This window comes from Longitalea luteola (assembly GCF_017356035.1).
Classification (GTDB): Bacteria; Bacteroidota; Bacteroidia; order Chitinophagales; family Chitinophagaceae; genus Niastella; species Niastella luteola.
Map to the genome: position 1 here is coordinate 165,304 of NZ_JAFIQX010000013.1, position 23,269 is coordinate 188,572.

General features: G+C 46.6%; 23 protein-coding genes. 11 read left to right on the plus strand and 12 right to left on the minus strand.

Features of this window, described 5'->3' with window-relative positions; translation table 11 throughout:
• Positions 1-3 precede the first annotated feature (3 nt).
• From JUB15_RS24900 to JUB15_RS24920, 5 genes are all read right to left on the minus strand, one after another.
• Positions 4-453 (minus strand): DoxX family protein, encoded by a 450-nt coding sequence (locus JUB15_RS24900; protein ID WP_242696505.1) that lies wholly within the window; start codon positions 451-453, stop codon positions 4-6.
• 109 nt (positions 454-562) lie between these two features.
• Positions 563-1,147 carry a Crp/Fnr family transcriptional regulator gene (locus JUB15_RS24905; protein WP_207515371.1) on the minus strand — a complete coding sequence of 195 codons (585 nt, stop codon included), beginning with the start codon at positions 1,145-1,147 and terminating at the stop codon, positions 563-565.
• Positions 1,148-1,237: 90 nt separating this feature from the next.
• Positions 1,238-3,697, minus strand: a complete 2,460-nt coding sequence (locus tag JUB15_RS24910; RefSeq protein WP_207515372.1) for a spermidine synthase family protein — start codon at positions 3,695-3,697, stop codon at positions 1,238-1,240.
• Positions 3,666-4,358, minus strand: a complete 693-nt coding sequence (locus JUB15_RS24915; protein WP_207515373.1) for a protein-L-isoaspartate(D-aspartate) O-methyltransferase — start codon at positions 4,356-4,358, stop codon at positions 3,666-3,668. Before JUB15_RS24915 ends, JUB15_RS24910 begins: the two co-directional genes overlap by 32 nt.
• 45 nt (positions 4,359-4,403) lie before the next feature.
• Positions 4,404-6,377 (minus strand): sensor histidine kinase, encoded by a 1,974-nt coding sequence (locus JUB15_RS24920; protein ID WP_207515374.1) that lies wholly within the window; start codon positions 6,375-6,377, stop codon positions 4,404-4,406.
• 90 nt (positions 6,378-6,467) lie between these two features.
• Between JUB15_RS24920 and JUB15_RS24925 the strand changes: the two genes are divergently transcribed.
• Complete coding sequence (locus JUB15_RS24925) at positions 6,468-6,893, plus strand: response regulator (protein WP_207515375.1); 426 nt, start codon at positions 6,468-6,470, stop codon at positions 6,891-6,893.
• A gap of 47 nt (positions 6,894-6,940) precedes the next feature.
• Positions 6,941-7,165, plus strand: coding sequence for a hypothetical protein (locus tag JUB15_RS24930; protein ID WP_207515376.1), 225 nt, complete (start codon positions 6,941-6,943; stop codon positions 7,163-7,165).
• A gap of 124 nt (positions 7,166-7,289) precedes the next feature.
• Here the strand turns inward: JUB15_RS24930 and JUB15_RS24935 are convergent, their stop codons facing one another.
• The 4 genes from JUB15_RS24935 to JUB15_RS24950 form a co-directional block, all read right to left on the minus strand.
• Positions 7,290-7,502: a hypothetical protein gene (locus tag JUB15_RS24935; RefSeq protein ID WP_207515377.1), complete on the minus strand. Its 213-nt coding sequence runs from the start codon at positions 7,500-7,502 to the stop codon at positions 7,290-7,292.
• Positions 7,503-7,604: 102 nt separating this feature from the next.
• Positions 7,605-8,027, minus strand: coding sequence for a secondary thiamine-phosphate synthase enzyme YjbQ (locus JUB15_RS24940; RefSeq protein ID WP_242696506.1), 423 nt, complete (start codon positions 8,025-8,027; stop codon positions 7,605-7,607).
• Positions 8,028-8,085: 58 nt separating this feature from the next.
• Complete coding sequence (locus JUB15_RS24945) at positions 8,086-9,237, minus strand: hypothetical protein (protein ID WP_207515378.1); 1,152 nt, start codon at positions 9,235-9,237, stop codon at positions 8,086-8,088.
• A 34-nt stretch (positions 9,238-9,271) separates the two neighbouring features.
• A complete protein-coding gene (locus JUB15_RS24950; RefSeq protein ID WP_207515379.1) occupies positions 9,272-10,393 on the minus strand; it encodes a hypothetical protein in 1,122 nt (373 codons plus the stop codon).
• A 300-nt stretch (positions 10,394-10,693) separates the two neighbouring features.
• On the opposite strand from JUB15_RS24950, the gene JUB15_RS24955 reads away from it, so the two are divergent.
• Positions 10,694-10,978: a TFIIB-type zinc ribbon-containing protein gene (locus JUB15_RS24955; protein ID WP_207515380.1), complete on the plus strand. Its 285-nt coding sequence runs from the start codon at positions 10,694-10,696 to the stop codon at positions 10,976-10,978.
• Between the two features lie 123 nt (positions 10,979-11,101).
• On the opposite strand, the gene JUB15_RS24960 is transcribed toward JUB15_RS24955, so the two are convergent.
• Positions 11,102-12,208: a tetratricopeptide repeat protein gene (locus JUB15_RS24960; protein WP_207515381.1), complete on the minus strand. Its 1,107-nt coding sequence runs from the start codon at positions 12,206-12,208 to the stop codon at positions 11,102-11,104.
• A 245-nt stretch (positions 12,209-12,453) separates the two neighbouring features.
• Between JUB15_RS24960 and JUB15_RS24965 the strand changes: the two genes are divergently transcribed.
• Genes JUB15_RS24965 through JUB15_RS24975 form a run of 3 tightly spaced genes read left to right on the plus strand, consistent with a single transcriptional unit; the run spans position 12,454 to position 14,130 of the window.
• Positions 12,454-12,909: a hypothetical protein gene (locus JUB15_RS24965; protein ID WP_207515382.1), complete on the plus strand. Its 456-nt coding sequence runs from the start codon at positions 12,454-12,456 to the stop codon at positions 12,907-12,909.
• A 56-nt stretch (positions 12,910-12,965) separates the two neighbouring features.
• Positions 12,966-13,604, plus strand: coding sequence for an NAD(P)H-dependent oxidoreductase (locus tag JUB15_RS24970; RefSeq protein ID WP_207515383.1), 639 nt, complete (start codon positions 12,966-12,968; stop codon positions 13,602-13,604).
• A 13-nt stretch (positions 13,605-13,617) separates the two neighbouring features.
• Positions 13,618-14,130 carry an SAM-dependent methyltransferase gene (locus tag JUB15_RS24975; RefSeq protein ID WP_207515384.1) on the plus strand — a complete coding sequence of 171 codons (513 nt, stop codon included), beginning with the start codon at positions 13,618-13,620 and terminating at the stop codon, positions 14,128-14,130.
• Here the strand turns inward: JUB15_RS24975 and JUB15_RS24980 are convergent.
• Positions 14,117-14,557 (minus strand): GNAT family N-acetyltransferase, encoded by a 441-nt coding sequence (locus JUB15_RS24980; protein ID WP_207515385.1) that lies wholly within the window; start codon positions 14,555-14,557, stop codon positions 14,117-14,119. The genes JUB15_RS24975 and JUB15_RS24980 overlap by 14 nt on opposite strands.
• 91 nt (positions 14,558-14,648) lie before the next feature.
• On the opposite strand from JUB15_RS24980, the gene JUB15_RS24985 reads away from it, so the two are divergent.
• From JUB15_RS24985 to JUB15_RS25005, 5 genes are all read left to right on the plus strand, one after another.
• Entirely contained in the window at positions 14,649-16,064 is a 1,416-nt protein-coding gene (locus JUB15_RS24985; RefSeq protein ID WP_207515386.1) for an aminotransferase-like domain-containing protein, read from the plus strand.
• Between the two features lie 102 nt (positions 16,065-16,166).
• Positions 16,167-17,906, plus strand: a complete 1,740-nt coding sequence (locus JUB15_RS24990) for a hypothetical protein (RefSeq protein ID WP_207515387.1) — start codon at positions 16,167-16,169, stop codon at positions 17,904-17,906.
• A 172-nt stretch (positions 17,907-18,078) separates the two neighbouring features.
• On the plus strand, positions 18,079-18,978 hold the full coding sequence (locus tag JUB15_RS24995) for a magnesium transporter CorA family protein (RefSeq protein WP_207515388.1): 900 nt from the start codon (positions 18,079-18,081) through the stop codon (positions 18,976-18,978).
• Between the two features lie 284 nt (positions 18,979-19,262).
• Positions 19,263-20,417, plus strand: a complete 1,155-nt coding sequence (locus JUB15_RS25000) for a zinc-dependent alcohol dehydrogenase (protein ID WP_207515389.1) — start codon at positions 19,263-19,265, stop codon at positions 20,415-20,417.
• A gap of 11 nt (positions 20,418-20,428) precedes the next feature.
• Positions 20,429-20,995: a hypothetical protein gene (locus tag JUB15_RS25005; RefSeq protein ID WP_242696508.1), complete on the plus strand. Its 567-nt coding sequence runs from the start codon at positions 20,429-20,431 to the stop codon at positions 20,993-20,995.
• Positions 20,996-21,107: 112 nt separating this feature from the next.
• Here JUB15_RS25005 and JUB15_RS25010 read toward each other — a convergent pair whose 3' ends face one another.
• Entirely contained in the window at positions 21,108-23,249 is a 2,142-nt protein-coding gene (locus JUB15_RS25010; protein WP_242696509.1) for a S9 family peptidase, read from the minus strand.
• Positions 23,250-23,269 lie beyond the last annotated feature (20 nt).

The window sequence follows — 23,269 nt, forward strand, 5'->3', positions numbered from 1 at the left end:
GGATCAACGATCCCCGGTTCTCCCATAAACGGCATCAATAGAGAATCGCCCCGCACCGGCGTAGATCAATGCGCCTGTCATACCAATAACGAGCAGGAAGAATTCCATACCTTCTGTTTTCTGATTGCCAAACCAGTTCATGAAGAAGTAATCGGTAAAATGGGTTAGAATAATGCCGGCCATAACGACAGCAATGGCAACACTCCAAAGCCTGACGGCAAATCCTAATAACAGCGCCAGTGGACCAAAGAACTCTATCATAATAACGATGAAGCCGATACCCCAGGGTAAATGAACCTTTTCAGTGAAATAATCCATCGACCCGTTAAAACCGGCACCACCGAACCAGCCCAGTAATTTTTGAGCGCCATGCGGAAATAGAACGAGCGCCAGAAAAAGGCGTAACAAAAATGGAGCTAAGGATTGATCCGTGGAGAATATCATTCTCTTCATACATGCAATATTTTATGGCCACAAAATTTCTTAAAACAGGGAGGATGGCCAATCACCCAGGGTAATGAATTGCATTAACCTATGGTAACAAAAATGGGGGTGATGAATTCTATTTTTGTTTTTTGTGGGGCTGCGATCTCAGCCTGCTTAAACTTTGTGGCGTTATTCCAAGGTAAGAGGCTATCTGGTGATTAGGTACGCGCTGCTCTATTTGCGGATACTGGCTGGTGAAATCGAGATACCTTTCCGTAGCGCTTTTGGCAAGGGAAGAAGCCACCCTTTTGATAGCTGCTATGTATGCATTTTGAATGACGATGCGGAAATGACGTTCCATTTTTGGAACCTTTTCGTACAGCGTTTCAAGATTTGGTTTGGTTATTTGATATACCTGGGTGTCTTCGAGGCAATCGATATTGCTTTTTGCTGGCGTTTCCGTAAGAAAGCTGTAGAGATCACCCACCCACCAGTCTTCCAATCCGAATTGTAATACGTGCTCCTGGCCTTTTTCATCCACTTCAAAAGTCCTGGTAACGCCTTTTACAATAAAGGTCTCATGCCTGGTTATTTCTCCTTCCTGCAAGATATACTGGTGTTTACGAAAAGTCCTGAATGTAAAAAGCGATCCTACAATCGTTACTTCTTCGGGTGTTAAAGTAACATATTTGCTAAGTGTATTAACCAGGGCATCAAGCATAATGCGGAGATCTTATGGTGATCAGCCGCCAATATCGCGTAAATCGCTTTAATTCTATAATTTTTTTAGGAGAAAGGATTTACCGGTATCTCATAACCACCGGCTCCAGACAACCAACGGCAAACAATAGGCCAACGCCGCCAGCCACAGAACGAGGGCGGCGCCTGCTTCAACCGCTATTATGGTAGCCAGTGCGGTGCTGATCACGGAAACACAACCGTTCAACCCCCAGGCCCAGGGAATATCAGTGGCTTCCATCCGGGCAAGCCATGACAGTGCTGCCGGGAATGGAATGCCCATACAAAATGCCAACGGCGCCGTTAGTAAGAGCACGACGCCTGTTTTTACCGGCAGGGCGCTGTGTTTGGTTTGTTGCAGCAATGGCATTAATACAGTTGCATAAATGCAAAGAAGCACAATAATAATTGCAGTGATAATCACCATGGCTTTTTTGTTGCCGGCAAAACGGCCGGCCATATAACTGCCGCAGCCCGAGAAGAATAACAGCACGGTGATCACCGCCGCTGCCGCATATACCGGGTGACCGAAATAAAAAGTGAAGTGTTGAATGAAAACCATTTCCACAAACATATACCCCAGGCCTATACCTCCGAAGTATAACAATACGCCTGTTTTGTGTTTGCCTTTCCATCCCCGCCGGAAAAGTGGCAGCAAAACGAGCACAAATGAAACAACGGCTATTTGTACCAGGGTGATCACGACGAGCAGGTAGCCGATCTCGAAGAAAGGAATGGAACGGTTGCCGAAATAAGCAGCGAGGTGCGATAAATTTTTCCAGCGGATGAATTGAGAAAAATAGGGCCGTTCGTCTGTGGCCGGTTTTATATTAAAATCGTAGTTGGCATATAAGGCGTTCCTGTCGTTTGAAAACAAGGCGTCTATATGCTGAAAGAAACTGCTGTCCTGCAAAAAGTGATAACGCGCCCTTTCGCCTGGCTGCAGGCCCGGCAGCAGCACCGGATCAAATTGCCATTGGTTACAGAAGCGCCGGATATTTTGAACGACCGCCGTTGTCAAAGGCCTTTTTGTGATCACGAAGCTGATGGTGCTCCAGCTGCGGATGGCGGTTATATGCTGTCGTGGCTGCCGGATGTTCAGGGCTTCCAGCACTTCTGCGAGCGTAGCCGCAAGCTTTAGCGGATGACGTACGGGATAATCCATCCAGGCGCTGATGCTGATGGCGCCATCCTCCTGCAGCCGGGGCCACATGTGCATAAATGCATCCTTCGTCAATAAATATTGTTGATGCAGCGCATATAATCCGGCCGAGCCGCCAAAGCTACCGGCCATTGGCAAATGGATAAGATCATAATAGGCCGTATCCGTTAACAGGAAAATGCGCGGGTCTGTAGTATGTACGGAAATAGCGGGATGGTAAAAAAGCGAATCATTGTCGGCGGATAATGTCTGTTGCAGGGCCGTTGTCAATACGGCATTAGGCTCGATGGCTACAATACGGGTTGCCTGCCGGCTAAGCGCATGCGCTACTTCCAGTCCCGTACCGGCCTGCAGTACCAATACGTCTTTTCTGTCAGCCATTTTGTAAGGAAGATCGAAGCTGGTGTTATGCAACACAAAGGTAGTATCGGCCTGGTTATAGCCGGCAACGGCGCCCAGCCAGTCGCCATTCAGGAACACCGCTGTGCTGGCAGTCACCGGTTGTTCTGCAGCCAGGCTCATGCCCGGGGCATATCGCAATACAGGCGAGGAGACTGCCTGTATTGGTCCGTACGGACTGGTTCTTTCCATTTTGATAGCTGCCTCCGGCAGCAACAAAGTTTTGCTCAGGTCTTTGAACTGCGATAAATGTAATGTGGGCGGGAAGACGATGGTAAGCGCACACATCACACAGGCAAGTAATGCAAACAGGCGCAAGGCACCGGTGCGTTTGTGCAGCTGCGGTATGATCATGGCGCCGGCTATTACCGGTAACCAGGAAATGATGGCAGGCAGTCTGTTGGGGTATAAATACCATAACAACGCCAGTAACAACAAACCACCGGCCGCCGAGCCCAGCAGGTTGGCGAAATACACCTTGCCTATAATGGCTACGTAATGGTCAAACACAAGTCCAATGGCAAGGGCACCCAGTAAAAAGGGAATAAAGAACAACAGGTAGGTTAGCAGTAAACGGCCTATATGCGTATAGTTGGCGAACAGCATATAGCTGTCGAACCGGATAAAAGAAAGTTGAGATAGATAAACTACCAGCGACATGCTAATGCCGCAGCTGATCATCAATACGGGGAGCCACCACCCGATGCCCTGCAGCAGGCGCTGCCTGAAAAAAGCCAGCACTGTACCGGCAGCGCCAAAACCCAGCATGGCCACTGAAATGACCATATAAGCAAAATGATGCCATTGTACAATGGATAAGATCTGCATGAGGGCCAGTTGAAAAGCAATGATGGCAGCAGAAAGAATTCCCAGCGACAGCATGAGCCGGGTAGATGAATGGTCTTTCGATTGTGTGGAATTGTGCATACCAATGATGCTTTCATTCACTTTTCTTCCGGGTGAGGGGAACAAAGGTCACCGGTAGCAGGTTTTTGGTGGTGGTTGATCCGTTTTTCTTTTCTACCAGTATCAGCATCTGGGTCAGAAATGTTGAGCCTACCGGGATCACCATTTTACCGCCCTCTTTCAATTGACTGATCAACGGTGGCGGAATATGTTCCGCAGCGGCTGTTACTACAATGGCGTCGTATGGACCATTCTCTTTCCATCCATGATACCCATCGCTTATTTTTACCTGAACATTCCTGTAGTTCGTTTTCAGCTTTTCTGTAGCTGACTTACCTAATTCAGGAACGATCTCGATGGTGTATACTTCTTTTACGATGGCCGAAAGAATAGCGGCCTGGTAACCGGATCCGGTGCCAATTTCCAGCACCTTAAAATGAGATTGTGGTTTTATCACTTCGGTCATATACGCCACGATGTATGGCTGTGAGATGGTTTGGCCATAACCAATGGGCAGCGGGCGGTCATCATAGGCGTTTTTGGTTTGGTCGGCAGGAACAAATTCATGCCGCTTCACCGTTCGCATGGCTTTCAGCACTACCGGGTCTTTTACGCCCCGCCGTTGGATCTGCTGACTCACCATTTTCTCTCTCTTGGCTTTGTACACGTCTTCCTGCCATGGTGCCAGCAACAGGAATAATCCTATGTAACAGATTGTGCTGAGCATAACCGCACGTTTAACTGTTATCAAAATTAATCACTTTGTACGATACTAATGAACCACCGGCAACAGCACAAAAAAGGTAGCGCCCTTGCCCGGTTCGCTCTCCGCCCAGATGGCGCCCTGGTGGTTCTCAACCACTTTACGCGCAATGGCGAGGCCAATGCCTGTTCCCGCATATTGTGATTTCGTATGCAGGCGTTCGAACATATCGAAGATCTGCTCGGCATATTGCTGACTGAACCCGATACCGTTGTCGATCACTTCTATGATATAATGCGGCTGCTCTTTCGGGTTCCTGGGTAATCGGGCCGCCACCAGCGCTGCATCAGCCAGCTGGCTGCGTATCGTAATAACAGGCTGTGCATTGAGGCTGCTGTATTTGAGCGCATTGCCGATCAGGTTCTGGAATAACTGTTCGAACTGCCTGGCATTCCCTTCTACGAACGGTAATGGCTCAACGGTGATCACTGCGTGTTTCTCTGCAATGCTTAGCTCCAGTTCATCAAGCACCGCCTGCATTATTTCATTGAGGTCGATCGTGTGTTTTACCAGGCGTTGCTGACTGATATAGGAAAAACTAAGCAGATCGCGTACAAAATCATTCAGGTGCCGGGCTGCCGATTCAATACGATTCAGGATGCGCAGGTCTTCGGGATCTATGGTAGAACTGACGCTGCTTTTCAACTGGTCGACAAACAGCAGGATCTTTCGCAATGGTTCTCTCATGTCATGAGATGCCGCATGTGCAAAATCTTCCAGGTACCTGTTCGATTGTTCCAGGGAAGCAATGGTTTGTTCGAGTTTTAATTGTGATTTGCGCAGGAAGCTATGGTCAGAGAGGCAGACCAGCAGCTGGTTATTCAGTTTGATGCACTGGATATCGAGGTAGCGGTCGAGCCCGTCTGCATCATAATGCAATTCACGGCGCTGCCGCTGCCCCGTTAGATAGGTGTCCCTGTACATCTTAAAAGCGTCTGTTGCCAGGTAGCCGGGAAACCAGTTGCCGGCAAGGTCTCCTGTAAGCAATGCCGGTGGCTGATGAACAAGATTGGAGATCGTTGCATTCACCAGCACAAATCGGAAGTCGATGATCTCATTATTTTCATTATATACGGGATCAAGCAGGGCCATGCCGGTTTGGGCTGCATCGAATACCGATTTCAGGGTACTGGCAGATTGTTCAATTTGAAGCTGAACCTGTTTTAAAGGCGTGATATCTGTAAATATATGGATGAGGTGGTTTAGATCGAGACGCGAAACGGTTGATTCTATCCATCGGCCTGTTGGTTCTATCATATGTTGCCAGATGAAAGGATTTCCGGTTTCCAGTGTCATGGCGCTGCCCTGGAAATATTCCGTTTCTACGATGCCGGGCTGAATCTCGGTCACCCGTTTGTTGATAAAAAATTCGCGGGGCACACCGGTAGCATGAACGGCAGCATCGTTTGCAATAATGACCACGGCGTCAATCACTATTCCATCATCATTACGGATGGCGCGGGTTACACAGATGCCATTAGAAGTGTTCTTTAGAATATTGTCGAGCAGTGTTTTTTGCTGCTCCAGCTGGCGGGCGCCCTGTTCCAGTGATGATTTCTGCGCCTGCAGCGTAGCGATCATTTTTTTTTCACGCGTAAAATCCTGCACTACAGTAAGTATTCCGCCACGCAGTTTGCTGCGCATGACGCGCGCGTGTTTATTCAGTGCGGCATTGAAAATAGATGAAGTTGCTTTTTTACCGGTTTCATACACCCACTTCATTTCATCAAGGACCTGGTTACGAAGTTCAGCTGATAAAGTAGGAGAATTGCGAATAGTAAGGTTTTTAAACTGTGCCGGAGTGAGCTTTAAGTATTCAAGTCCCTCGGTGTTGGCATACGTAAAGGCAAAGTCTACAATTTGTTGACCGTCATCAGACCAAATAGGGCTGAACCACAGAATGGCCTGTGGCTGTCCGCCGTAGAACTCCTCAAACAACCGGGCGTCAAACAGGGGGTCTTCTTGCCGGGGGTCTGTCGTCATGTTTATAATTATGCGAAACCGGTGCCACGAAACGCGGCTTAAAAATTAACTTTGTAAGCAGGATGGCAGTCAATATTTAATTTTTAAAAAATGAAAAAGTTTCCCAGTGGACCGATTCTGATTGTTGAAGACGATGAAGATGACCGCTTTTTTATTACCAATGCCATCCGGAAATGTGGAATACAGAATGAACTTAAATATTTTGATAACGGTCAGCAGGCGCTCGATTATTTAATGGATACCAGCGACAAGCCATTTATCATTCTCTGTGATATCAATATGCCTGTGATGGATGGCATTGAGCTTGGCCGTAAAATTAATGGCAATGATTATCTGCGGAAAAAATCCATCCCTTTCATCTTTCTAACTACCACCGATAATCCCCGGCACATTGAAGACGCTTACAAGTTTACCGTGCAGGGCTTTTTTAAGAAACCTGACGATTGTCAGCAGTTGCAGGAGATCATTCAGCAAATTTTTGGTTACTGGACAAGATGCCTGTATCCCGAAAAATAACAGGCGCGCTGTGGAACAACAATTGCAATAATGTTAAAAAGACCTATATGGAAACTCGTTTACAGCAATTTACAGCGGCACAGCTTCGTACTATTGTAATACATGAGATGAGAAAATTCGCGCTGGCGCTGGAATACGGCTCTACCATCAGCGATTTGCAGGAAATAAGGGAACAGGTGAGGCTACTGGCAGATACACTGGCTGCCAAGGAGAAGGAAGAGGCCGCGCCTTATTTTGTAGAAAGTCCGCTACGTTCCGGTTTAACCGCTTAAGTGTAAGAATTATGCCCGGTATAGTATATTAATTCAGGGTGTTCCTGGCTGGTAACCTGAAAAAAATTCCTGTGCACATTGATGTTGTCAATTAGCACAGGAAGTAATTGCAATTTACAATGATTTAAAATCCCAGTTTGCTGCCCAGGACGCCCAGCGGATTTCCGCTGCCGGTGTTACCTGATTGCTGGCCACCGCCGCCTAATAGTGAATCGATCTGCCCGCCAAATTGCGGGAATTTTTGTTTAATATAACCGGAAACTACTCCTAAAACCTGTTGGGCTTTGTCTGCTGGAATGCCTGTTTTCTCAACTATCTGGTTAATTAGTTCATTCATGGTTTACAATTTTATGTAATGCTACAAATTTGGGGCCTTCTTAGGTGATCTTCCAGGCAGGATAGCCGAAATACGTTTGAGCATGTAGTTTTTTACAATTTGTTACTGTCCCCACGCAGTGATCACCAGCTTTCTGCTGCCGCCCTGGTTGCGGTGCTCACATAAATAAATGCCCTGCCAGGTGCCGAGTGCCAGTTGTCCTTTACGAATGGGGATCATTACCGAACAGCCAAGCACGGATGCTTTCAGGTGCGCCGGCATATCATCAGCTCCCTCATAATCATGTTTGTAATCAGGATCGTTCTCCCTAACCGTTTTATTGAAGAAGGTCTCAAAGTCTATGCGTACGGTAGGATCGGCATTTTCATTGATGGTGAGCGATGCCGAAGTATGTTGTATAAAGACCTGGCAAAAGCCGGTTGTAATGTTTGCCATGGCCGGCAGCGCCTGCACCACTTCCCGCGTTATTAAATGAAAGCCTCTTGGTTTTTCCGGTAATGCGATCACTTGCTGGTAAATGTTCATGCCCTTTGTTTTTTTGCTGGGTACAAATTTCAGGGAATTTGATTGAATGGAGTGGAAGTTACAGGAAGGATGCCAATGGAACGAAGAAATCATTATTCTCTACCGCTTTCATGGCTTTTAGTTTAATAGCATCATCGAGACTGATATGACCGTCGAGGATCAGTAAAAGATCGTTGCCATCCATACCGATGATACTGGTTCTTTTACCATGACGAAAAGCGATGAGCCCATCAGCAGAGAAGCCGGTATAACTGATAAAAATACCGCGTGCCCAGGTTGATTTACCTTCTACCTTACTGTTGAACACCAGCAGGTCGCTTTGTGGGGTGGGCAATGAATGCCATTTGGCTTCGAGCAGCCATGTTTGCGCGCCCAGGTCGAAGCTGCCGTCAATCTCTTCGCCCTGCAATCGAAACGCGCTTCTGGTAATTATATGATGGGCAGTGAACAGCCGGTGCAGGAAACGTTGAAAGGCAAAGCCGCGGGCCTGTGCGTTCATTTCCGGCAAGGCCAGGTAATCTGCTTTTAATGCGTCAAGGTCAGGTGCAGGTGGGGCAGGCTCTTGCGGGGTCTTAGCAGATGTGAGAACAGCCGCTGATGCGGGCCTTACGGGAATGACAGGTTGCATCGATGGCATTGGTGGCCGTACCGGTACCAGGAGCATAGCTGCCGGCCGCATCAACATCAACACCAGGCCGGCGATCAGGAGGCTCATAGCCACTTCCTGCTTGGTATGTTTGTCTTCCATTAAATGATATAAACCCATCAGGTACAAGCCAACGCCGGCACACCGGATACTTACAACGATGGTATTGCGAACAGTTTTGCGATCAGGCTGATAAGGATCCGGGGGACCGAACAGCAGGCTGTCTAACGGCGATAAAATAATAGCGCATATTACAGCAATGGCTATGCTTTCTTTGTATAAATGCCGTTGAAAACCGCCTACTATCAAAAGGCAGGCCAATGTAGCGATCCCTTTTCTTATCCAGCCTATTTTTATATACGTAGGAATGTCATCCCAGGGAGTACTGATGCGAACGGTTTTACCATGCTTAAAATAATTAACAAGCACCGGGAAACATATTACCAGGCCTGCAATAAAAGAAGCCAGCGCAGCTGCTCCATAATCGCGAAAGGCCATGCGAAAACCAAGCAGGAAATAACCGAGGCCGACCAGATAACGATAATTGTAAGGGATACTATTCATATAAGCCAGGCAATGAGCATTGGAATTAAAAATACTATATCAATTCCTGTAAGGGTACAAAAAAATAATTGGTTTCAACAGCGCGGCGGGCCTTCTGCCTTATGGCGTCAACCAGCGAAAGACGACCCGCTAACACCAGTTGCAGATCACTGCCATCCATACCGATAATGCTTGTGCGTTTTCCTTTGGCAAACATGGCCAGGCCTTCAGCGGTAAATCCTGCATCGCTGATAAAAATGCCCCGTGCCCACGTTGATCTTGATTCGACTTTTGCATTGAACATCAGTAAAGCATCTTCGCCAATCTGTACCGGTTGCCAGTTGGCATACAGAATATAGATCTGACCTTCTACCTCAAAGCTGCCGCTGATGCCTGCTCCATCGAGGGTAAAGGCATTGCTCACCAGCGTGCCCTGCGAGGAAAACAAACTGTTCAAAAATTCGACATAAGCAGTGCCCTTTTGGGCCGGCTCCGCCCACCGTAAATTTTTATACATGTCTGATAGGTTGGCCAGGGTGTCGGCGTTGCTCGTAGTTGCTTCAGGAACTTGCACAGCTACCGGTTCAAGACGAGCTGCTGGCACCGGATGCCCTTCAGGGATGGCTGGTTTAACTGGTACAACTGGTTTCCTGTTGCCCAAAAACAGTTTTTTAAGCTGCCTGATAAAAACAAGTGCCAGCCCAATGGCTATTAACACCATGCTTGCTGCAAACTTCTCTTTTTCAGGGAAAGACAAAATGCCGCCCGTAACGAAAAGTAAACCTGTGCTTCGGAGAAACCATAAACCGGTATTCCGGAGCGTCCACGGCCGGCGTTTACTATTGCCTTTAAAAGGGGGAATGGAGTAAGTAAAAACCTTATCGCTAAGGGGCGATAAAAGAAAGCATCCGGTGATCAATAAAGGCGGTACTGCAGGCCACATTAGCGGCTGCCTGGCCTCAGTGAATGCACCCAGGCCGCAAAGGAAACCAACGAGACCACGGCTCCAGTCCATAAAGGTGTACACGTCAAATTCGTTTGCCAATACAGCCATCGAAGTGGGCGATTCATGACGGCGCATTAATAGTATGGGCTGCAGCATTAAAAAGCAGGTGGTTACCAGCAGGCTGATCCCGCCCAGAATATACGAGTCTACAAACTCGGCTATGCTGCCCATTAGCACGCAAAAGGCAGTAATTATACGCAAGCAGAATACGAAGACATTCATACTATGGATGGTTCTACGATCATAACGGCTAAAGATAATATTAGAATGCCGCATTTCATATAGTGCAGGCTTTATTGATATAGATCATGAAAAGAGGCGCCGGCCGGATAGTGCGGACCGCCTTTTTGGATGCGTGATCCGCAGAAAAAAGGGAACCGGAAGGCGCCGGGCGGTATTTTAATATTCTTCTAATGTGGCACAATGATTTAATACATAAAAGGGTATTAAGTTTAATGAAAATCATGTGTTATGAATTGTCCTAATTGTAACGAAGTCCTTGTAATGACAGAAAGACAAGGTGTAGAAATTGATTATTGTCCCAAATGCCGGGGTATCTGGCTCGATCGGGGTGAACTGGACAAGATCATCGAAAAATCAGGAGCGTCTGGTTCAACCTACGAAAGCGACCGTTATGACAGCGATCGCTATCGCGGTGAACAGAAGGACTATGATTCATACAAAGACCAGAACCATCCAAATTATAGAAAGAAGAAAAAGGGCGGCTTTTTGTCAGACTTATTCGACTTCGATTAACAAAACAGCCCCGGACCTGGTCCGGGGCTGTTTTGTCTTTTGCCTTTTTGTCTATTGTCAATTGTTAATTGTCTACTTGTTCGTCGTAGCCTTGGCGAAGGCGAATTGTCCATTGTCCATTGTCTATTGACCCTTGTCCATTGCATCTTTAAAGGCCGGATACATCTCGTACAAATTGTCAATGGTCGCCTGGTCGGCATTTTTGGTTGCAGTATACGCTTTTGTGAGCGGTATTGCTTTATCCCATCGGTTGTCTTCTACATAACGGTATATAAGTTCGAGTGTGCCAGGACTATAGTCAGGCAGATTTTGATGAAGCCTTTCGAGGCATAACAGCTGGTTGGCAGCATCGTGGCTCTCCCTGTAGATCAGGGCGCGGTAATAATCGAGGAAAGGATCTTTATTGATCAATGAATCGAGGCCATTGATGCAGCGAAGGGTGCCGGGATAATCTTTTTTGAGATAATAGGCATCCATCATCAGCAGGTACATGTTGGTAGCCTGCGGGTATTCCTTTTGAAAATTGATCAGGGAAGCCAGGTATTCATCTGTTCCCAGGCCGCTGGCAATTCTGGTGTAGATGATCTTATAGATCTTCTGCTTCTTAAGTACCTCGGGCAGCGAATGGTAGATCTTATTCGCTTTTTCATACTCTTTTTCATTAATATACTTCTTCATCAGATCCATTTGTCTCGCGTCTTTTGTATCAACCGGCTTTGAAGCTTCTTCTTTCATCGACAAAAGCATTTCAGCATAACTGGTACTCAGGTTCTCGCCCGTGACATAAACGAACACATCTGCTATTTTGACCTGATCATTTACTTTAACCAGCTCGAAGTCGTGGTAGTTGATCTCCTGGTCGTACAGCCGGAAGATCAGGTGCTGGTGGTTGTTCTTTTCATATTGTTTTACCAGCTCATACGTGCCAGTTTTGCCCAGGCTCTTTATTACCTGCCGGCCAAAGTCGCCGGATTTTATAGAAGTGAGCGTATTGGCTACTAACGACCGGCTCAGTTTGTTATCAGACTGCTCCATGATCCTTTTTTCAAGGAGCTCAGTCGACAGCAGGCTGTTCAGAAATCCTGAATTGCGGTTGGCAATAGCGTCTTCCAGGGCAGCAGCAATTTTAGCCGCTTCTTCCTTTGTGACCGGTCTTTCCGGCTCAGAACAGGCTGTAACAAAGAGCACTATTAACAGGAACAAATAGGAAAAGAAAGATTTGCAGTTCATGGTTGGTAATAGGGTCGATAAATAATAAAGAGAAAGAACGTTATGATACCATATTTGTTGTGAGGAGGCAGGGGATCGCGGGAAAATGCTGCCCGGTAAATATTGATTATCTTTGCCCCGTATTCTTCAAACGGCTGATTTGGGCTATTCTAAGGTGCTGATACCGCTACGCTATAAGATCAGGATTTGTACTTTAAATGATAACTACGATGTCAACCTTTTTCTGTAACATTTAAAAGTACATTATGCGAAAGCTGTTGTTATTACACCCGGTTGTTTTCTTCTTTTTTTATTTCTCAGTAAATGCCCAAAAGGATAATTCAGATTCTCTTAATCTCGTATCGAAGATCCAGGCGGATTCTGCCCGGCTCAGGGAACTGCAAAGCGAGCTCGACCTCAAAATGATGAGCAAACAGGAGGCTATTGCCAGGGCGCACCGGTCGGCAAGCGAAAATGTAGCCGCTGCAGACAGGTTGAGTGATGATCCCAGGAATAAAAGGCTGGCCAAAAGAGCTGATAAAAATGCGGGGGAGGCCAGGCGCGATGCCAAAAATGCCAGGTTAGAAACCGAAAAAGTAGATAAATTGGATAAGGAAATCAGGAGAGTACAGAAAAGACTGGCTAAAAACCAATCCAGGCTAAGTAAATACATCCAGCGTGGATACGTTCAGCCGGCAACGCCCGATACTTCGCAACAGTAGCGGGAGTGTTGGAAGAAGTGACTTCCCGCTCGTTAGTAAAGGTATTATTCACGTCTATGGAAACAAATATTCTGATCATCAATGGCTCGCTGCGCGGAGCAGCCGGTAATTCAGGCGCTGTTGCCATGAAGGCCGCACATATGCTGGGAAGTGAATTTAAATTACCGGCCACCCTGTTAACGCTCACCGGTACTTTGCCTTCGATCAGGGAAGTGTATGACCTGGTCAGCAATTCTGACGCTTTCCTCGTAATTACCGGTGTGTACTGGAACAACTGGAGCTCACCGTTGCAGCGATTTGTGGAAGTAATGACAGCCTTTGAAAATACTCCTGCTTTTTTTGGCAAACCGGTCGCCTGTGCAGTAACGATGGACTCTGTTGGCGGAATAGAAGTGGCGGCCAGGCTGCAGGCAGTGTTTGGCGGACTGGGCTGCTGGAGCCCGCCCTGTTCTACCGTCGTATTGTCGCGAACAGCACACGAAGCCATGGCGGCTTCTGCAGGGGCGGCGTTTGATCCCAATGAAGATGTGTGGCGCCTGGATGATCTGCATATTGTGCTCCAAAACCTGGTTACAGCCGCTGCCATGCCCCGCAACAACTGGGTTGCCTGGCCCCACACCGAACTCATAATTCCCGACGGTCCCTGGCCCTCCAGCGGACCGCTCGACATGGGAACGCCTAAATTTCTACCTTAATGTTAACATAGGAATGGAAAAGAACGATCGCTTTACCTGGGCATTATCTGTCATGGATATCCGGCCCAATCACCAGGTGCTTGAAATTGGCTGTGGAGTAGGGCTGGCTGTTGAACAAATGGTACCCATTTTAAAGACCGGCTCAGTTACCGCTGTTGACCGGTCAGATTCAGCTATTGAAAAAGCAGCCAAACGGAATGCGGCTGCCATAACTGCTAACAAAGTAGAATTTCTTACCTGTGATCTGCTGCAGCTGCATGATCATAACAGGCGCTATGATAAAATACTTTCTTTTAACGTTAATCTTTTCTGGACCAAAAGAGCAATTGCTGAAGAAGCTGCCATTTTACGATCGCTTCTTAAGAAGAATGGCTCAATATATATCTTATATGGTCCTTTAATAGGTGGTATCAAAAAGATCGAGGGCCCTCTTACCAAAAATATGGAACGTGAGGCGTTCGTTTTACACCAGGTAATCCATGACAGCACATTAAACTGCTGCTGCTTTGTTGTTAAAGGGAATTAACATACTGCAGATGCGCATCGGGGTTATATACCTCCAATAAAAAGGATGGGTTGCTTAATTTTTTGAACTGAAACTGACGATACAGACCATGGGCGTCACTCGTATTCAGCATCTTCCTTCTCAGTCGCTTCGACCAGTCCTGCTCCATGATATGGGATAACATTTTTTTTGAAATGCCCTGTCCGCGGTATTCCGGTAGTACAAAGAAATCGGCGAACCACCCAAACGTGTAATAATCAGTGATCACCCGGCCAAATGCCACCTGCCTGTCATCAATAAAGGCGCCTACACAAAATGAGTGCGTCAGCGAGTGGTTGACCAGTGAATAGGAGATCCCTTTTGCCCAATAAGAGGCTGTGCTTAAGAAATGATGGATCATGTCCACATCCATATGCTCTTTGCCTGTTTTGATGGTAACTACCGACATAACTTTTATTTTGGTTGTAAAAATAGTTCCAGCTGTTCAATAGACACAGCCTCAGTTTTGTAAATTTTGATGGACACAGTTACTTTTACGTATGAAGCAAAAATTCCTGTATTCCGAGATCACCAATAACATTGCCGCACTTATCAGGAGCGGGGTTTTGAAAACAGGTGACCGGTTGCCTTCGGTAAGAATGTTGTGCCAGGAGTACAATATCAGCATGAACACTGCCAAAAGGGTATTCCTGGAGCTGGAAGCGCAATCACTCATTGAGTCAAAACCACAGTCAGGTTATTTTGTAAGCCCGTTGCGGTATCAACGCGTGCCGCTGGCTGCCGTTAGCAAGCCTTCATCGTCGGGTGGCAGCAAAGAACCAAAGGATCTGATCGGAAAAGTTTATGACACCATGGGACAACCGGATATGACGCTTTTTTCTATTGGTGTAGCTTCCGGGGAATTGTTGCCTTTGTCGAAACTTCATAAAGAAATAATTCATGCTACGCGCACCCTGAAGGATGGAGGTACCGGCTACGAACCATTGCCCGGCAATGAAAAATTGCGGCGGATGATCGCAGCACGTTCCATGTACTGGGGCGGCAATCTTCATGAAAATGACCTGGTAACTACCGCCGGTGGCATGAACGCGCTATCATTTTGCATGATGGCTTTGGCAAAACGCGGCGATACCATTGCCGTGGAAAGTCCGTGTTATTCCGGCATTTTACAACTGGCATTGAGCATGGGGTTGAAAGTGCTTGAGCTGCCCACGCATCCCATCACCGGCATTGAAATAGACGCTTTACGAAAAATAGTATCAAAGATCAACGTTTGCCTGTTGGTGCCAAACTTCAATACGCCGTTAGGGGCTTGTATGCCTGATGACAATAAAAAAGAAGTGGTGAAGCTGTTGGCCAAACATCGTGTACCCCTCATTGAGGATGATATTTATGGCGATCTTTATTTTGGAGCACAACGCCCGTCCTGTTGCAGGTCGTTTGATAAAGATGGGAATGTTTTATTGTGCAGTTCATTTTCCAAAACCCTGGCGCCGGGCTACCGGGTAGGTTGGGTAGCGCCGGGCCGGTATAAAGAGCAGATCCTGAAATTGAAGCTCGCGCATGCCATATCGTCTTCAGCCATTACCCACGAAGCAGTGGCTAACTTTCTTGCCAACGGCCGCTATGAAAATCATCTTCGCCAGCTGCGTTTGACCTTACAAAACAATTACCAGCACTATCTGCAGGTCATAGCCGATTATTTTCCGGAAGGGACCAAAACCAGCAGACCCCAGGGTGGGCTTGCATTATGGGTGGAGTTTGATAAAAGCATCGATACGACAGAATTGTTTGATAACGCAATTAAGCAGCGAATAAGTATTGCTCCCGGGCGGCTATACACTCTGCAGAATCAGTTTGGGAACTGCATGCGGCTGTCTATCGGCCTGCCATGGTCGGAAGAACTGCGTCATAAATTAAAGTTAATAGGAGGAATGGCAGCCCGGATGAAATGACAACGCTGGCATAATTCAGGGTGTTTTATTATCTTTAGCGCGTAGGCAAAGAGGTATTGTGTATAACCATCTTTGCACTTATTAAACCCTTAATTAATCAACATGTTAAAAGCCTGTTTTGTATTGGCTGCCACAGCCCTGAGTATAGCTGCATACGCTCAAAAACAATCTATCACCTGGGGTGATGAATTCAAACTTAAAAAAGGAAGCAATAGCATAAGCGTCGTGTACACGGATGCAAGCGGCGTATATATCCAGGAAGATCACCTGGCTTTAAAAGCCTATTTTGTGATCGGCGCTTCTATGCGTGGATCTGCTTCCCTGGTAAAATTGGACAAGAACCTGCAGGAAGTGTACAGAACTGATTTTAATAAAGAATTGCGGGGAAAAGAATTTGAAACATTCTTTGCCTTCCGCGATAAATTAATGATGATCGCTTCGGAATACCACAAAAGCGACAGAGCCCTGGAGATCTTTGCTGCAGAAGTTGATAAGTCATCAGGCGAGCTTACGGAATCCTTTAAGCCGATTACCAGTTTCCAGAAAGAAGAAAAGAAGGACGAAATAAATTTCAAGCTGATACCAAATGCCGATTCTACGAAGATCGTGCTCATTAGTACAGTATCCGGCAAAGAAAAGAATACCTACCAGGTGCAGGAGTTCGACAAGAACCTGAAAGCTACTACCAAACCAGCCATTATCACGAACGAGTTTGAGGCCAAAACCTATCAACTGGAGGATGTCTTATATACAAAAGACAAAAAGATAATCCTGGTAGGACGGGTATTCGAATACCAGGAGGGTAAAAAGAAGAAGGAGAAATTCCTCGATTTTGCCAATTATAATATCCGGATCTATGATGAGAAAGGTAAACAGCAAAGCGAGATCAATACCAATATCAATGGTAAATGGCTCACGAATACAAAACTGATGCTGGGCAAAGATAAGGACCTGGTACTGGCCAGTTTCTACAGTAAGGAAAAAAGAGGAACCACGAACGGGTTACTGGTTCAACGCATCGACCCTGCTTCGGGTAAGGTGATCAGCACTGCTGAAAAAGAGATCAATTATTCGCTGCTGACCACTGATAACGGAGAAACCGAAGAAGAGGATGATGATAAAGACGGCGAAAGCAAAGCGGAAAGAAAGGAAAGGGAAAAACTGGCAAAGATCAAAGATGAAGGCGAAGGTTTTTCCAAATACATGAAATTCCGGAACATTTTTTACACGGCTGATAAGGGACTGGTACTGCTGGCAGAGAATTACCACCAGTTCACCTATACCAGTTCTTCCTATACGCCTGGCACCAATGGAATGCCTGGCCGGTGGACTTACTACACCAATTATGTTTATGATTGTGGTGAAATAATGATGTGTAAGATCGATGCAACCAACAATATTAGCTGGTTGCAAATTGTGCCTAAATCGCAGCGTGAGGTGATCCGTTATTCCGATGGTTCCAGTGGAGCCGGTGCTTCCATTACCTTCGGCGGTAGTTTTTTTGAATCGGGATCAAGGCCTTTTTATGCAGGTTTTGGCGCTATTCAATCCAGGAACCAGATACACCTGTTTTTTAATGACAGTCCGAAAAACGCCGGCGTATCGCAGCCCGGCCAGAAGGTCAAAGCAATTTCCAGTTTCAGGAAATCTGACTGTTTTATGGTAAGCCTCGATGAAGTAACAGGCAAATACCAGCGTAAATTGTTTTTCTCTAATGCAGATGTGCCTACGGCCATGCCGCGCCACAGTTCAGTCATTGGCCAGGATATGTATATGGTTGGTAAAACCGATCGTTTATTTGGCAAAACGAAATTAGCAGTGGCAAAGATCACATCGAAGTAGAGCGTGTTGCCTAAGATAAAATGATAAGCCCCTGACGGTATTGTCGGGGGCTTGTTTTTTGGTGATCATGTAATTCAGGCATCGGGTGATGCCTGGCCTCATTTTTATGGTGCTGGTTTAGGATCGTTTTATCGAACTTTACAATAGAAGTCATGTATTAAAATAGTGCCCAATGACCAAAAAAGAGCAACAAATTGATGGTAACATAAAGTGGATTGACGTAACCAGCCCGTCGGTTGAGGAAATGGCAGCCCTGAGTGCAGATTACAACCTGAATCCACATATCGTACGGGACTGTATGCAACCGGAACACCTGCCAAAATACGAATTCATTGACGATGTAAACTTTCTGATCCTCCGGTATTATGATCATACAGCCAGTAAACATAATGCAACCATCCAGGACATTACCAATAAGATCGCCATTTTTTATACAAACGATTTTATTCTCACGATTCATAAGTCAGACGTCCCATTCCTGGAGAAAGTTCGTGCAAAATATGTGGTAACCGGCAAATGTTCAACTGTCATTGATGTGTTGATCCATATAGCCTGGAACGCACTGGAAAGCTACGATGAGCCATTGAACCGGCTTTCTGAGCAGGTTGATTTTTATGAGGACCAGATCATGATGAAAACTTCAGGGCGTTCGCACATTGAAGCGCTTTACATTATCAAACGGCAGGCGTCCATATCCCATAAGATCTTAATGTTAATGCAGGAGCCGATCAACCATATTTACCCCAGACATGGAGAGGAAGCTGCCAAGCAGGACCTTAAAGACCAACACCTGAAAATGCAAACCTTATACACCCAGGTACTGGAAGATGTAAATAACCTGCTCAATCTCGCCATGTCTTTTTCAGCGCAGCGTACAAGCGATGTCATGAAAGTACTCACGATATTTTCTGTGTTCTTTATGCCACTAACCTTTATAGTGGGTATTTATGGAATGAATTTCGAATATATGCCCGAGTTGAGCGCCAAATGGGGATATCCGGGTGTACTGATCATAATGGGTATTGTTACAGGAATTATATGGTTCTGGTTCAAACGAAAGAAATGGTTATGAACTACTATTAATTCATCTTTCAGTAACACTTCTTGCAGCTTCAATTTGATGGTGACCGGTTGCTTTTCGCAAATATCCAGATTGATATACATCCATCCCAACGTTGATCATAGCTCCCCGCCAGTATAAAAAGGCGGGGGCCCTTCTTCCCCGGCACGTCTTTTACTTCAGCAGCAGCCTGACGGTTCAGGGCGCTGGCAACAAACGGCTTAACGGGTACTTGATGAACCGGTTCCCCGTTTTCATGCGGCATACTTTTTTGGGCTTTGTGGATAAACAGATATATGTTAGCAATGAATTATCGCGGCCCGTTCAGGGTTCGTTTGGACAGAAACAAGGCAGAACCTGAGATTCAACATCCCCAGGATGCTATTGTTCGTGTAACTCGTTCATGTATCTGCGGTTCTGACCTGCACCTGTATCATGGCCTCGTGCCAGATACCCGGGTGGGTATGACCTTCGGGCATGAATTCACCGGTGTGGTAGAAGCGGTTGGCGCCGGCGTTCAAAAATTAAAAGTAGGCGACAGGGTACTGGTGCCGTTTAATATAGCCTGTGGCACCTGTCCCTTTTGTTCACAACAATTGTACGGCAACTGCCATGAAAGTAATTCTGAAGCCACCGCAGTAGGCGGTATCTTCGGTTACTCACATACGGCCGGTGGTTATGATGGCGGACAGGCTGAGTATGTGCGTGTGCCTTATGCAGATGTTGGACCGGAAATAATACCCGACTGGATGGATCTTGATGATGCCGTTCTGCTTACCGATGTGTTGCCCACCGGTTACCAGGCCGCTGAAATGGCTGGTATTAAAAAAGGGGATACCGTTGTCGTATTTGGCGCAGGCCCCATTGGCATTATGGCCGCCAAATGCGCCTGGTTATTTGGCGCCGGCCGGGTGATCGTTATTGATAAGCTCGACTACAGGTTGGAATTCGTTCAAAATTACGCCCAGTGCGAAGTATACAATTTCCTTTCGATCGACGATCCGGTGCTCTTCCTGAAAAAGCTCACCGGTATCGGTCCTGACGTTTGTATCGATGCTGTAGGCGCCGAAGCAGCCGGTGATCTGTTCCATACTTTGACGGGAAGAAAAACACTGCTGCAGGCAGGCTCGCCCACAGCGTTGGAATGGGCCATCAATGGGGTGAAAAAAGGAGGCATAATCTCCATTGTAGGTGTTTACGGACCTACCGGCAATATGATCCCCATTGGTAACGTGGTAAACAAAGGCCTCACCATCCGCGGCAACCAGGCATCTGTAAAACGCCTGTTGCCACGCCTTATCGAGCACATTAAAAACGGCATTATAAACCCCAAAGAAATAATAACGCACAGGCTGCCTTTGGAAGAGGTGTCAGAAGGATATCATATATTCTCTGCCAAGCGTGATAATTGTATCAAAACAGTTTTAATACCACCAAGAGCAGTTGCCTAAAACATAATTTTATGGAAAGTAAAAATCAACAAACGCCCGGGCATTGGCCTGTAGACAAAGCTGAGCCTGCAGAAAAACAAGGTGGCGATGACATGGCCGCCCGCTTTGCCCACATAAAAGGTTGGGGCATCGATGCTGATGCTGAGAATGAACCTACTTATCCAATGAAGCACTGGAATGGCGACGATCGTAAGGGATTGAACTATGACCGGCCGGAGCTGCAACCGGTTACCGTGGAAAAGTTGCACTCAATCGAAAGGCCCTCGGTTTCAGCCGTTTTTGGCACCACCTGTCCGCCCACCGGTGTAAGCGGTGCGCTTCGCCGTCATGCCTTCAAATACAGCGAAGGCAAATGGGCCCACTGGCTTACTTTGCTGGTGGCCGACCGGGTGAATGCCGTAGAAGGAATTATTGACGATATTAAGCAGGGCATATTTCCCAACATCATTGCCGAACGGGGATGGACGGCCGAATGGAAATACAACCGGAAAGGAATGGTAAAGAATATCGCGATCGGTGTTGCGGTTACAGCGGCTGTATTAATGCTGCTGTCGGGACGGAATAAAAAAGCACATTAGGGTTGAACGAAGAAAAATAGCAGAACACGATTTACTCTATAGCAAAAGCCTCGCTATGGATAGAGCGAGGCTTTTTCAATATATAGTAACATTTAAATTGATCATCACTGCATCACTCTGTCTTTCCCTCCAATGCCAGCAGGAATGCATATTGCCAGGCTTTGTCTTTGAGGTAATCAAAGCGACCAGAAGCGCCGCCATGGCCCGCATCCATATTGATCTTGAACAGCAGCTTATTGTTATCTGTTTTCAATTCCCGTAATTTGGCCACCCATTTGGCCGGTTCAAAATACTGCACCTGCGAATCGTGCAGGCCGGTAGTTACCAGCATATTGGGATAAGCCTTCTTTTCTACATTGTCGTACGGAGAATAGGACTTCATATAAAAGTACTCTTCCTTCTCGGCGGGGTTGCCCCATTCTTTATATTCACCGGTGGTTAGCGGGATGCTGGGGTCCGACATGGTGGTGATCACATCCACAAAAGGCACATCTGCTATAACGCCGTTCCACAGGTCAGGACGCATATTCACAATGGCGCCCATCAGCAGGCCGCCGGCACTGCCGCCATTGGCATACAGGTGTTCTTTGGTGGTATACTTTTCTTTGATCAGGAATTCACCACAATCGATAAAATCATAAAAGGTATTTTTCTTATGGAACATATGCCCCTGGTCGTACCAGGAACGCCCCATTTCCTGTCCGCCCCGCACATGCGCAATCGCATATATAAAGCCACGGTCGAGCAGGCTGATGATATTACTGTTGAAACCAGGCGAAATGCTGCTGCCGTAAGAACCATATGCATACAATAGCAGGGGATGGCTGCCATCTTTTTTCATACCTTTTTTATACACCAGCGAAACAGGTACTTTGGCCCCGTCCCTCACGGTGGCCCACAGGCGTTCCGCAGCGTAATCTTCCTTTTTGAATCCACCCAGCACTTCGGTTTGTTTTTTCAGTTCCCGTTCCTGCGTATCCATGTTGAAATCATAGATAGAAGTGGGCGTGGTCATGGAAGTATAGGAGAACCGAAGAATATTTGTATTATAATCCGGGTTTATATGCTGGAAGGCAGCAAATACTGTTTCCGGAAAACTGATATAGTAATCCTTTTTGTCAGTCTGATCAATGACACGCAGTTGGTTCAACGCATCTTTCACCTCGCCCAGTACCAGATGGTTTTTAAAGACCAGCATATTGGAAATATATACATCCTTCCGGTGAGGTATCACTTCTTTCCAGTTCTTTTTGCCGGTTTTGGCTTCAGGCGTTTGCATCAGGCGGAAATTAGGCGCATTCCAGTCGGTAAGTACATAGAACCTGTCATTGAAATGTTCGATGCTGTATTGGAAATTCTCTTGCCGCGGTTCAAATATTTTGAAGGAACCGGTTGGCTGGGCGGCTTCCAGCAGGCGGAACTCAGTAGATACCTGGTTCATGCTGGAAAAGATGCTGATGTATTTCTTCGATTTGGTGCGATAAACCCCGATGTAAAAACGATTGTCTTTTTCCTCATACACCATTACATCCCTGGCCGGATCGGTGCCCAGTTCATGCCGCCAGACCTGGTAGCCCAATAACGTGGTCACATCTTTTTTTACATAGAAAATGGTTTTGTTGTCGGCCGCCCAAACAATATAATTACCTTCTACATTGCTGATGATTTCCGGGTAGATGGCGCCGGTTACCAGGTTTTTAACCTGCAGGCCATAGAGCCTTCTGCTCACCGAGTCTACCGTAAATGCCAGCAGTTCGTTGTTATCACTCACTGCCCGTCCGCCAATGGAATAATATTTGAAACCTTCGGCCATCACATTCTGGTCGAGCATGATCTGTTCCGGAGCTTCAAGCGTTTCTTTTTTACGGCAAAATATGGGATATTGTTTGCCTTCCTCATAACGCGTGTAATACCAGTAGCCATTGTCTTTATAAGGCAGTGATTCATCTTTTTCTTTGATGCGGCTTTTCATTTCCTGGAAAAGCTTTTCCCGCAGTTCCTTCGTGCCACTCATTAACGTATCCAGGTAAGCATTCTCTGCTTTTAGATAATTCAGCACTTTGGGATTCTCGCGTTGGTTCAGCCAGTAATAATCGTCTATGCGCTTGTCGCCATGTGCCACTAATTCTTTTGGCTCCTTGTCCGCCACAGGAGGTTTTATATCTCCTGGCCATTGAAATGTATTCATAGTAGGGGATGGTTGATTAAACGCCACTAAGGTAGCAGCAATTGGTAATAAAAACAGATTTCTCATGTGGCTGGGTTTGACATTGA